The organism is Alkalithermobacter thermoalcaliphilus JW-YL-7 = DSM 7308 (genome assembly GCA_001584565.1).
In the GTDB taxonomy this organism is placed as follows: domain Bacteria; phylum Bacillota; class Clostridia; order Peptostreptococcales; family Peptostreptococcaceae; genus Alkalithermobacter; species Alkalithermobacter thermoalcaliphilus.
Genome location: LSFY01000001.1, coordinates 1,579,538 through 1,591,972, shown reverse-complemented (window position 1 = coordinate 1,591,972; position 12,435 = coordinate 1,579,538). Strand labels below are relative to the sequence as shown.

Below are 12,435 nucleotides of genomic sequence, written 5' to 3'. Positions count from 1 at the left end.
TTTGTAAATGTTTATATATTTTTAAAAATTACATATCCTAATATAGACATTATAAAAAGGAGGGAGTATATGAATAAAAAAGGATATGTAGTTTCAAAGTTTATAATACTTACAGTTTTGATGGGAATGCTACTTTTTATATTTACTATTTCAAATATAAATACTTCTATTGATGTGTTTAAAACTATAGATTCACATGAATATACTTGGGATCTTACTAAGATATATAAAACAGATAAAGATTGGGAAAGAGATTATAAACGATTAGAACAAATGATACCCGAAATTGAAAAATATAAAGGTAGATTATCAAATTCATCAAAAGATATGAAAAATGCCTTAAAGCATTTAGAAGACATGAAAAGACTAAATGAAAAACTATATATATACGCACATCTTAAAAGCGATGAAGACAAAAGTAATGACAAATACATAGCATTAAAAGAAAAAGCTAAAAACATAAATATAAAACTTCAACTTTCTACTAACTTTATAGAAGGAGAAATTTTAAGTATTCCAAAAGAAAAGATAAATAAGTTTATGAAAGAAGATGATTTTTTAAGAGATTATGATTTTTATTTTAAAGAGCTATTTAGATTAAAGGATAGATATTTATCTGTTGAAGAAGAAAATATAATATCTCTTGCAGGATTTATGGCAAATACACCTAGTAACATATACGATATTTTTAGAAATAGTGAAAGAAACTTTGGAAAGATAAAGGATAGAGATGGAAATGAAATTACTTTAACGCCAGCATTGTATAGAAGTTTGATGGGAAGTAGAGATAGAACTTTAAGAAAAGAAGCTTTTGAAAAAGAGTTTGAAAGTTTTAATCAGAATATAAATATGCTTGCGGCAAACTTAGCAGGAGAAGTTGGAAAAAATATTTTCTACTCAAAAGCAAGAAAATATAATTCATCTCTTGAAGCTTCATTAGATAGAGATAATGTAAGTGTAAAGCTTTATGAAAATATAATAAATACAACAAGTAAAAATTTAAAACCACTTCATAGGTATATATCTTTAAGAAAAGAGGCTTTAGGAATAGATGATAAGGTATATCTTTACGATATGTATATACCTATATCAAATTATCCAGGAAGGAGAATACCTTTTGATGAAGCAAAGGATATTTTGTTAGATGCGTTAAAGCCTTTAGGTCAAGATTATATAAAAGACCTTGAAGTTGCTTTAAATAGTAGATGGATAGATGTATACGAAAGAGAAAATAAAAGAACAGGGGCGTATTCTTTTGGGGTTTATGACACTTATCCTTATGTTCTTTTAAATTATAGCGATAGCTTTTCTGATGTTTCAACTTTAGCACACGAAATGGGTCATGCAATGCACAGTTATTATACTAATAAACATCAGCCTTATATAAAATCAAATTATTCTATATTTACAGCAGAAGTTGCATCTATTACAAATGAAGCTTTACTTTTTGAGTATTTGATAGAAAATGCATCTAGCAAGGAAGAGAAGATATATTTAATAGAAAATTATATAGACCTTATACAATCTGCTATATATACTCAGGTAATGTATGCAGAGTTTGAAAAAATAATTCACGAAAAAGTAGAAAGTGGAAATACATTAAATGCAAGTATTTTAAACGAAATTTGGGCAGATCTTTTAAGAAAATATTACGGAGAAGATTTTGGAGTTCACGAGCTTTCTAAAATTTGGTGGAGTAGAATTCCTCATTTTTATAGAAACTTTTATGTATATAAATATGTTATAGGTTGTAGTGGAGCAATTGCATTGTCAGAAGATATATTAAAAAGCGAAGAGGCAAGGGAAAAATATTTAGAGTTTTTAAAATCAGGTGCAAGTGATTATCCTATTAATCTTTTGAAAAAAGCAGGAGTGGATATGACAAGTAGCAAGCCTCTTGAGAAAGCTTTTAAAAAGTTTGAACAGCTCATAGATGAATTTGAAAAATTATTGAAAGAATAAGGAAAAAGAGCAGGATATCCTGCTCTTTATATATTAAATAGGTTTCTTTTGTACTCTATATAAAGTTTGTTTATTTCATTGATTTTAGAATACATTTCTAGTTGAAGCGAAGATGCAAGGCAGTAATCTTTATTGTCTAGCGCTTCTTTAAGTCTTGTAAATAGGCACTTTCTATCTAAGCTGTTTTTCATCATATATTGTCTTAAATTATTTATTTTTTCCCATCTAACTATATCAAGGTCTGTAGCTTCTTCTATATCGTGAACTTTTTTGCATTCCCTTAAAAAGTTTATATTATCTACAAGTATTCTATCTTTAAGTTCAGTTTCCCATCTTTCGATAGAGCTTGCTATAAATGAGTTTATTATTTCTTCAGTGAATACATCACCATCTAAAAGTACTTTTGTTTTGTCTTCATACTTTTTAAGGTTTAATATATTCTCATAAACTGTTGCAGGAGGTTTTGAAAATAGTGCATTTCTTTCTTCTTCTGTAAAGTGTTCAAAAACATCTTCTTCACTTCTGTAAGCTCTATTTTTTTCAAGATAAAAACTTTCATCTCCAGCTTGTTTTGATATTTCCTTTTCAAGTTCTTTTGCACTTTTTTTGCTCTTAGCAACAGCTAGTATTCCATCTAGCATTGCCTGATACATTGAAGCTATAACTAAATAAGTATTAGATAGTGGGTTAGGAGACCTAAGCTCAAATCTAGTAGCAAGAGGGCTATCTAAATCTCTTATTACACCTACTAGTACAGATCTATTTCTAGTTGGATTTTCAACATCTATTCCTAAAGATGCAACTATACATACAGGAGCTTCAAATCCAGGTTTTAGTCTATTAAATGCATCGTTTGAAGATGTTATAAAAGGATTTAGGGCTTCATAATTTTTCAATAATCCCATAAGTGCCCCATAACCTATTTCACTTAAATAATCTTTTTTCATATCAAGTGGAGAAAATAGGTTCTTAGTTTTTCCATCTTTTAATTTAACACTAACCCCTACATGTGTATGTTCTCCATTTCCAGCAACGCCTTCAAGAGGTTTTGCCATAAATGTAACCTCAAGGCCATAACGTCTAAATGTATCTTCTACTATTTCTCTAACTATTAACTCATTATCTGCTGCTTGAATTGGATTTGAATATTTCCAGTCAACTTCAAGTTGTTCTAAAACATAAGTTGTTTTTCCTTTTATAGATATTTTGCTACTTACTCCTCCAACTTCTTTATGGCCCATTTCAGGTTCTAAGTTATATTTATCAAGCAGTATAAGTGTTTTTTCAAGGGCAGTTCTTACTGTTCCGTGAGTTCTTTTCCAGTATTGTTCTTTTAACATTTGTGATGTTGAAAGTTTTTCTATATCAGCCTTATCATCAGGAGTTTTAACCCAAAACTCAAGTTCAGTAGCACAAGTTAGTACAACATCTTCAATATCTGAAACATCATTTATTCCTATATTTTTCAGAATGTGAGGATATGTTTTTAGTATATCCATTATTTTATTTTTAAAGTTATTTACTGCTTTAAGCAGTATAGATCTTGAATCTACTCTTTTGCCATTGTGAATAAGAAAAGAAGGGATCTCTAGTGTTCCAACAGGAAGGTTATCTTCTATGTAATCATAGTTGTAGTCAATAAACCAGTTTACATCAAGGTCAGGAACAAGATCAACTCTTGCGTTGTTTAAAGATGCGATTTCATGAAGGACAACACTTGATCCATCGGTTTGGATACCATTTTTTAAAAAATCATCTAAATCTTCTAAAAATGCCTTTACAGGAATTTTTTCATCAGTTGCATTTCCGCCTAGATCTATACCAACTAAAGATACAAATCTAATTTCGGGATGTTCATTTAGTATTTTTTTAAGATCACAACTGTTATGCATTTCTTTAGGTATTACATATATTAATTCATCCATGTTTTAACCCCCTAGTAAAATGATTTTTAAATTAATATTTTATTTATACCATAAAAATATTAAGTTTTAAAGAAAAAAATTAAAGAAGATCTTTCGATCTTCTTATGTAAGTTTTAAACTTTTATATACACTTTTTTCTCTATACATCTTTTGATCTGCTAAAAATAAGATTTGTTCGACTGTTTCGCCTTTTTTGCATTCATGTGTTCCATGACTTACACTAATCTCATAAGGTTTTAATTTTTTTTGATTATATTCATAAATATTAGAACATATTCTCCTCCATACATCTTCAGCTTGATTAAACGAGCAGTTAGGAAGTATAACTAAAAATTCATCCCCTCCTAGCCTACAAACTGTATCTTCTTTTCGTAGACTTTGTTTTAATATACGGCCAATTGTTATTATTAGTTCATCTCCTTCTTTATGTCCATACATATCATTAACTAATTTTAAATTGTTTATATCTATAAAAAATACAGAAAGTTTTCCGTTTTCATCTAAAATCTTAAGTTGATTTTTTAAAACTTCTATTCCATTTCTTTTGTTTAAAAACCCAGTCATATAATCTGTTGTAGCATAAATACTTAGAAGGTTATTTTTGTTTTTAAGATCCATACATGTATAATACAAAAAAGAAAAGGCAATACCAATTAAGGAGCTAAGTAAAATATTTATAGCTATAAATGTAGCATTGAAAGTAAAGTCTTTATAAAAAAAAGAATTATATAAAGAAATATAAGTCTAAATGCTATTCCTAAAATGCAACCATTTAATATTATCTTAAACATCTTAAAAACTCCTTTTAGATCCAAAAGTTTTATAGTAATAAAATAACAAATTAGTTCTAAAGACTCAATACATTCGCCAAAAGCAGTCAAAATAACCTAAAAAATTACAAAACAAGTATTTATTGAAAAATAATCCAACTAGTGTAGAATTATTATATGTATAAATTTTATTTTTAAACACTAAGTATATGACAAAAGGGAGGGCAAATCTTTGAAAAAATTAATGTTGATTATTCTTTGTGCTGTATTTGTATTTTCTGGGTGTCAAAAACAGGTAGAGCAACTAGAGCAAGAAACTTTACAAAGTGTGAAAACTTATGAATCTAAAGCTATAGATTTAAGTTTACGTACTGATTTAACAGGTAAAGTAGTTCCTTTTGAAAGGGTTAATTTAAGCCCTAAAATGCCAGGTAAAGTTAGCTCGATAAATGTAAATGTGGGCGATAAGGTAAAAAAAGGAGATATATTATTTACTTTAGACCAAAAGGATATATTAAATGCAATAGCACAAGCACAAGCATCTTATGATTTAGCTTTAGCAAGTTATGAAAATATAAAAAATCAAGTAAAAGTATTTGATGAAAATTATGAAAGAATGAAAAAAATGTTTGAAAGTGGTTTTATATCAAAGGAAGAGCTTGAAAAATACGAAATGAGCAGAGCAAATCTTCCCAATTTAGATATAGCTAAACTTCAGCTTAATCAGTCGAAAGTTATGTTAGATAACGCAAAATCTAATATTGAAGATACTATTATAAGATCTCCTATATCTGGAGTTGTAACTAGTATAAATGTAAATGTAGGGGAAATAGCTTCTTCGGCAGTTTTTTCTGTTGTAGTAATGAATATAGATAAGGTGTATGTAGATGTAAATGTTTCTGAAAGTCTTGTAAATAGATTAAATGTAGGAGATAGTGTTGATATTTACATAGATTCTGTTAAGGCTGATCCTTTTAAAGCAAAAATAAAAAGTATATCTATTTCAAATACTATGACATATCCTGTAAGAATAGAGCTTGATAACAGCGAAAATCTAATAAAACCAGGAATGAATGCAAGAGTAAGTTTTGTTACTGAAAAAAGAGAAAGTGTATTAGCAGTACCATCTTCAGCAGTTGTTGTAAAAAATGGAGAAAGTGTAGTATTTATAGTAGAAAATGATAAGGCAATCATAAGGCCTGTAAAGATAGGTATTGATAATGGAGAATATGTTGAAATAGTAGAAGGATTAGTTGAAGGTGAAAGTGTTGTTGTAAAGGGACAAGAGTATTTAGAAGATAAAAGTAAAGTTGTGGTCGTAGAGTAAAGGAGGAAGTTATGAATATAGCTAAAATATGTGTTAAAAGGCCTGTTACAACACTTATGTTTATGTTAATAGCACTGCTTATAGGGGTTGTATCTATTTTTCAACTTCCTGTTGATTTGTACCCAGAAATAGAAATTCCTGTAGCTATAGTTTCTGTAGATTATTCAGGGGTTGCTCCTGAGGAGATGGAAAAGTTAGTTACAAGACCAATTGAGCAGGCTGTTTCGACGGTAAGCAATCTAAAAAGTGTAAGTTCTTATTCAAGAGAAGGAAATTCAATTGTTATTGTTCAATTTGAGTATGGAACAGATATGGATTTTGCTGCACTAGAGATGAGAGAAAAAGTGGATATGATAAAAAGATTACTTCCAGAAGGATCATCTAATCCATTAGTACTAAAGATAGATCCAAATGCTCAGCCGATAGTTCAGATAGGTGTATCTTCTGATACTCAAATTGATAAACTTCAAAGTATAGTTGAAAACGAGATAGTTCCAAGATTTGAAAGAATAGAAGGGGTAGCATCGGTTTCGATATCTGGAGGCAATGAAAGACAAGTAAAGGTAGAGGTAAGTAGTGAAAAACTAAATGGATATGATCTTACATTATCGCACATTCAAAATATATTAAGATCTGAAAACATAAATCTTCCAGGTGGAACAGTAAATCAAGGAAATAAAAAACTTTTAGTTAGAACTATTGGTGAGTTTGAAAATATAGATCAAATAAGAAATATCCCAATAACTCTTAGAACAGGGGAGGTAATAAGACTTTCTGATATAGCAAATGTAGATCTTGTATTTAAAGATCAAAATAATATATCAAGGGTCAATGGTAAAAATAGTATAGGAATATCTATAACTAAGCAGTCTGTTGCAAATACAGTAAAAGTAGCTCAGAAGGTAATAGATGAAGTATCAAAACTTGATAAAGAATATAAAGATATTGAAATAATAGTTGGAATGGATCAATCAGAATTTATAAATAAATCGATAAAGAATGTATCTCAAAATGCTATATTAGGAGCTATATTTGCTGTAATTGTTCTTTATTTATTTCTTAAAAATATAAGGTCAACCTTTATAGTAGGAGTTGCAATTCCTGTATCTGTAATAACCACGTTTGCTTTTATGTATTTTGGAAAACTTACTATAAACTTAATATCCCTAGGAGGACTTGCTCTTGGGATAGGAATGCTTGTGGATAACTCTATAGTAGTTTTAGAAAATATATACAGATTTAGGCAAGAAGGATATTCTAACGATGAGGCAGCTATAAAAGGAACTAACGAAGTTATAATGGCTGTTTTTGCTTCAACTATGACAACAATAGCAGTGTTTTTACCTATAGTATTTATACAGGGATTTACTGCTATAGTATTTAAGCAGCTTTCGTTTAGTGTAGTTTTTTCTCTTATTTCATCTTTGATTATCTCTTTAACTGTAGTTCCTATGCTTTCGTCTAAAATACTTAAACTAGAAAGTGAATCTAAGAAAAAATTTACATTAACAGATAAAATACTAAATACATTCTCTAAATTTATAAGTAATGTACAAAATAGGTATGAAAAACTACTAAATCTAGCTTTGAGAAAAAGAAAGCTATCAGTTTTTATAGCTATAGCTATATTTATATCATCTATCTTTTTAGTAGGAATGGTAGGAGGAGAGTTTTTTCCAAAACAAGATGAAGGAAGATTTGTTGTAAATATAGAAACTCCATTTGGAAGTAGTATTGATTATTCAAATGAAATAGTACAGAAGGTAGAAAATATAGTAAGTAAAATTCCAGAAAAAGAGAAAATATTTACTCAAATTGGATCATCTGGAGAATTTAGAACATCAGCAGAAAATAGATCAACAGTTACAGTTGTTCTTGTTGACCAAAAGGATAGAAAAAGAAAGACAGAAGATATAGTAATTGATGTTAGAGAAAAGGTAGCAAAAATACCTGGTGCAAAAATAACTGTAAGTGAAGTTTCTTCAATGCAGGGGGCAGGTCCTGAAAGTGATCCTATAGCTATAAGAATAAAAGGAGATGATATAGATAAACTAAGACAAATAGGAGAAGACTTTGCAAACATAATAAGTGATATACCGGGAACATCACAAGTAAATGTAGATATAAAACTAGGAGATCCAGAGCTTAGAATATATGTAAATAGGCAAGTAGCTTCTATTTATGGGATAACTACATTTGAAATAGCAAATACAATAAAAAGCTCTATAGAAGGGGTAAGAGCTACTAGATTTAAGATAGATGCTGATGAAATAGATGTAAATTTATCGTTAGACAGTAATATAAGAAGTTCTGTAGATAATATGAGACAAATAATGATAAGGTCAGCTATGGGTGAAAAAGTTCCGTTAGGAGATCTTGTAACTATTGAATATGGAAATTCTCCAACCCAAATTGCAAGAATAAATCAATCAAGGGTTATAACAGTAACTTCAAAGCTAAAAGGAAGGGACTTAAAATCAGTAACTGATGATATAGAAAGAAAGCTTAACAGCTATAATCTACCAGCTGGATATACATACTCATTTACAGGACAGCAACAAGATATGATAGAAGCGTTTAAGGGACTTATACTTGCTTTGCTGCTTTCAATAGTTATAGTTTATATGATACTTGCATCTCAGTTTGAGTCTTTGATACATCCTTTTACAGTAATGTTTTCAGTTCCATTTGCATTATCAGGAGGATTTATAGGATTGTTTTTAACTAAAAGAACATTATCTGTTCCAGCTTTTATAGGTATAATCATGCTATCTGGTATAGTTGTAAACAATGCAATAGTTTTAGTAGATTATATAAACAAACTAAGAGAAAACTCATTAGAAAGAAAAGATGCTATTATAAAAGCTGGGATTACAAGATTTAGACCTATACTTATGACTACACTTACGACAGTACTTGGTCTTATACCTTTAGCTTTTGGTATAGGAGAAGGAGGAGAAACTCAAGCACCACTTGCTACTGTAGTTATAGGAGGGCTTATTACATCTACGCTCTTAACGCTAGTGTTTATACCAGTTGTATATACAATATTTGACGATATAACTTTAAAATATAAATATAAGCTAAGAAATAAAAGGTAGGAAAGTGTTTTTCTACCTTTTATTTAGTTTCTAAAACTATTATAATTAATATTAAAGATATAAAAACTGGAGGGGCAAAAAGTGAAAAAAAAGATAATGATAGTAGATGATGAAGTGGGGTTAAGATCTCTTCTTAAAGCTATATTTGAATCAGACTATGACATATATTTATGTGAAAGTGGGAAAACTGCAATTGATACAATAAAAGATGAGAATATAGATATTGTATTTTTAGATATGAGACTCAAAGATATGGATGGACTTGAGATACTAAAGAATATAAGAAATATAAACAAAACTGTAAAAGTGATTATTCTAACAGCATTTACAGATCCTAAGAAAGTAGATAGGCTCTATGAGCTTAATATAGAAGATATAGTTCAAAAGCCATTTGATATATTTGAGTTAAAAAATAAAGTTGATAAAATACTATGATAAGGAGTTGAAAAGAATGAAATTATTTATTGATACTGCAAATGTTGATGAAATAAGAGAAGTAAACTCTTGGGGAGTGATAGAAGGGGTTACTACAAATCCTTCTTTAATAGCTAAAGAAGGTAGAGATTTTGTTGAGGTAGTAAAAGAAATAACATCTATAGTAGATGGTCCTATATCAGCAGAAGTTATATCTTTAAATTCTGATGAAATGATAAAAGAAGCACTAGAGCTTTCAAAGATTCATTCTAATATAGTTATAAAAATTCCTATGACTAGTGAAGGATTAAAAGCTGTAAAAGAACTTTCTAAAAAAGGTATAAAAACTAATGTAACTTTAGTGTTCTCACCAAATCAAGCGCTTTTAGCAGCTAAAGCAGGAGCTACATATGTTAGCCCGTTTGTTGGAAGGCTTGATGATATAGGACATGAAGGAGCAAACCTTATATCTGAAATAGCTCAAATATTTGATATACACAAAATAGATACTCAGATAATTTCAGCAAGCATAAGAAACCCTCAGCACGTTATATCATCAGCTCTTGCAGGAGCTCATATAGCTACAATTCCTTATAATGTATTTAAGCAAATGCTTAATCATCCATTAACTGATATAGGTATAGAAAAATTCTTAAAGGATTGGGAGAGTGTACCTAAAAAGTAATGAATTTAAGGTTATGATCAAGATATCTTGGTCATAACCTTTTTTGTTTAGAAAAACATATTAAGAAAAATAAGCTTATTTAATATATCACATTTTTAAAAATATAACACAAACCTTTACAGAATATATAAATATGACATATAATTAATAGTGTAATAAATTAATTAGGGGGTAATAGTTGTGGATAGAAACTTAGCACTTGAACTAGTTAGGGTAACAGAAACGGCTGCATTAGCTTCAGGAAGGTTTATGGGTAGAGGAGATAAAAACGGTGCAGACGGTGCAGCTGTTGAAGGAATGAGAATGGCTTTTGGTACTGTAAAGGTTAGAGGAGAAGTAGTTATAGGAGAAGGAGAACTTGACGAGGCTCCTATGCTTTATATAGGTGAAAAGGTTGGATGTGGAACACAAGAAGATATGGAAGTAGATATAGCAGTAGATCCTATAGAAGGTACAACTCTTATAGCAAAGGGACTTCCAAATGTTATATCGGTTGTTGCTATGGCTCAAAAGGGTTGTCTTTTGAATGCTCCAGATACCTATATGAAAAAAATAATAGTAGGGCCAAGAGCAAAAGGTTGTATAGATATAGATGCTCCTGTAGAGGAGAATGTAAGGAATGTAGCAAAGGCTCTTAATAAAGATATATCTGATGTAACAGTTATAATACAAGATAGAGAAAGACATAGTGATATCATATCTAGTATAAGAAAATTGGGAGCTAGAATAAGAATGTTTGGAGATGGAGATGTTGCAGCAGGTATAGCAACTTGCTTTGAAAATACTGGAGTAGATATGTTGCTAGGAATAGGGGGAGCTCCAGAAGGTGTTATAACAGCGGCTGCTGTAAAGTGTATGGGTGGAGATATGCAGTGTAGACTAAATCCTATGAGTGAGGAAGAAATGAATAGATGTTATGAAATGGGATTTACTGATGAAAAAATAAAAAGAACACTATATCTTGACGATCTTGCAAAAGGTGATGATGTATTCTTTGCAGCAACAGGAATAACAGATGGAGATTTGTTAAAAGGCGTTGTTCACTATGGAAAAAATATGATAAAAACTCATTCAGTAGTTATGAGAAGCAAAACAGGGACTATAAGGTTTGTAGATGCTGTTCATAGGCTTGATAAGAATGAAATAATAAAACACCTTATGGAAAAGTACGGAAAAAAATAATTTAGATATATGGGGGAGAGTATGGATAGAAATTTAGCCTTAGATCTTGTTAGAGTAACAGAGGCAGCAGCTCTTAGTGCTGCAAGGTATTTAGGTAGGGGAGATAAAAATATAGCAGATGCTGCAGCAGTAGATAGTATGAGACGAATGTTTGATACTATAGATATGGATGGAGTTGTAGTTATAGGAGAAGGAGAAATGGATGAAGCACCTATGCTTTACATAGGTGAAAAGATAGGAAACAAAACTCAATCAGCTATAAAGGTAGATATAGCGGTAGATCCTTTAGATGGAACAAACTGTGTAGCTAAGGGTCTACCTAATAGTATAGCAGTAGTAGCTTTAGCTCCTAGAGGACATTTACTAAATGCTCCTGATATGTATATGGAAAAGATAGCAGTAGGACCAAAGGCAAGAGGACATATAAGTTTAGATTTTCCGCTAAAGGCAAACTTGAGCATACTTTCAAGAGCACTTGATAAAAGTTTTGATGATTTAACTGTTACTATATTAGATAGACCAAGGCATGAATGCTTAATTAAAGAGTGTAGAGATGCTGGGGTTAGAATAAAGCTTTTCACAGATGGAGATATAAGTGCTGCTATGGCAACTTGTTTTGAACATTCAGGAGTTGATATGATGATAGGAATAGGAGGAGCTCCTGAAGGTGTATTAGCAGCTGCAGCCATAAAGTGTATGGGTGGAGATTTCCAAGGAAGGCTTGCACCTCAAAATGATCAAGAAAAGAAAAGATGTATTGATATGGGACTTGATTATAACAAGCTCCTAACTCTTGATGATTTAGTAAAGGGCGATGAAGTATATTTTGCAGCAACAGGAGTATCTGATGGTGATTTTTTAAAAGGAGTTGTATACAAACCAAACAAAATAGCTATAACAGATTCCCTTGTTATGAGATCAGAAACAGGAACTATAAGATTTATAAAAGCTATCCATAGATTAGATAAAAAACCTATCTATTAAAGTACTTTGCAAAAGCAAAGTACTTTTTCTTGACCTAATAATTTTATGGTGATATTATAAGTATACTGAATGATTTTCTCTTCAT

9 protein-coding genes are annotated in these 12,435 nt (G+C 30.2%); 7 read left to right on the top strand and 2 right to left on the bottom strand.

Annotated features, from left to right (window positions below; translation table 11 throughout):
* Positions 1 to 69 precede the first annotated feature (69 nt).
* Entirely contained in the window at positions 70 to 1,962 is a 1,893-nt protein-coding gene (gene pepF / locus JWYL7_RS08215) for an oligoendopeptidase F (protein WP_066071605.1), read from the top strand.
* A 26-nt stretch (positions 1,963 to 1,988) separates the two neighbouring features.
* Here the strand turns inward: pepF and JWYL7_RS08210 are convergent, their stop codons facing one another.
* Positions 1,989 to 3,887: a type I glutamate--ammonia ligase gene (locus JWYL7_RS08210; RefSeq protein WP_066071603.1), complete on the bottom strand. Its 1,899-nt coding sequence runs from the start codon at positions 3,885 to 3,887 to the stop codon at positions 1,989 to 1,991.
* A gap of 102 nt (positions 3,888 to 3,989) precedes the next feature.
* Complete coding sequence (locus JWYL7_RS08205; protein WP_066071600.1) at positions 3,990 to 4,505, bottom strand: GGDEF domain-containing protein; 516 nt, start codon at positions 4,503 to 4,505, stop codon at positions 3,990 to 3,992.
* A gap of 384 nt (positions 4,506 to 4,889) precedes the next feature.
* Here JWYL7_RS08205 and JWYL7_RS08200 point away from each other — a divergent pair, with 384 nt between their 5' ends.
* The 6 genes from JWYL7_RS08200 to glpX (JWYL7_RS08175) all read left to right on the top strand — a co-directional run bounded on the left by JWYL7_RS08200 (position 4,890) and on the right by glpX (JWYL7_RS08175) (position 12,350).
* A complete protein-coding gene (locus tag JWYL7_RS08200; protein WP_066071597.1) occupies positions 4,890 to 5,984 on the top strand; it encodes an efflux RND transporter periplasmic adaptor subunit in 1,095 nt (364 codons plus the stop codon).
* 11 nt (positions 5,985 to 5,995) lie between these two features.
* Positions 5,996 to 9,085, top strand: a complete 3,090-nt coding sequence (locus JWYL7_RS08195; RefSeq protein ID WP_066071595.1) for an efflux RND transporter permease subunit — start codon at positions 5,996 to 5,998, stop codon at positions 9,083 to 9,085.
* A gap of 81 nt (positions 9,086 to 9,166) precedes the next feature.
* A complete protein-coding gene (locus JWYL7_RS08190; protein ID WP_072280212.1) occupies positions 9,167 to 9,520 on the top strand; it encodes a response regulator in 354 nt (117 codons plus the stop codon).
* Between the two features lie 16 nt (positions 9,521 to 9,536).
* Positions 9,537 to 10,184 (top strand): fructose-6-phosphate aldolase, encoded by a 648-nt coding sequence (fsa, locus tag JWYL7_RS08185; RefSeq protein ID WP_066071592.1) that lies wholly within the window; start codon positions 9,537 to 9,539, stop codon positions 10,182 to 10,184.
* 180 nt (positions 10,185 to 10,364) lie between these two features.
* Positions 10,365 to 11,366: a class II fructose-bisphosphatase gene (gene glpX, locus JWYL7_RS08180; protein WP_066071589.1), complete on the top strand. Its 1,002-nt coding sequence runs from the start codon at positions 10,365 to 10,367 to the stop codon at positions 11,364 to 11,366.
* A gap of 21 nt (positions 11,367 to 11,387) precedes the next feature.
* Complete coding sequence (glpX, locus tag JWYL7_RS08175; protein ID WP_066071586.1) at positions 11,388 to 12,350, top strand: class II fructose-bisphosphatase; 963 nt, start codon at positions 11,388 to 11,390, stop codon at positions 12,348 to 12,350.
* The last annotated feature ends 85 nt before the right edge of the window (positions 12,351 to 12,435 follow it).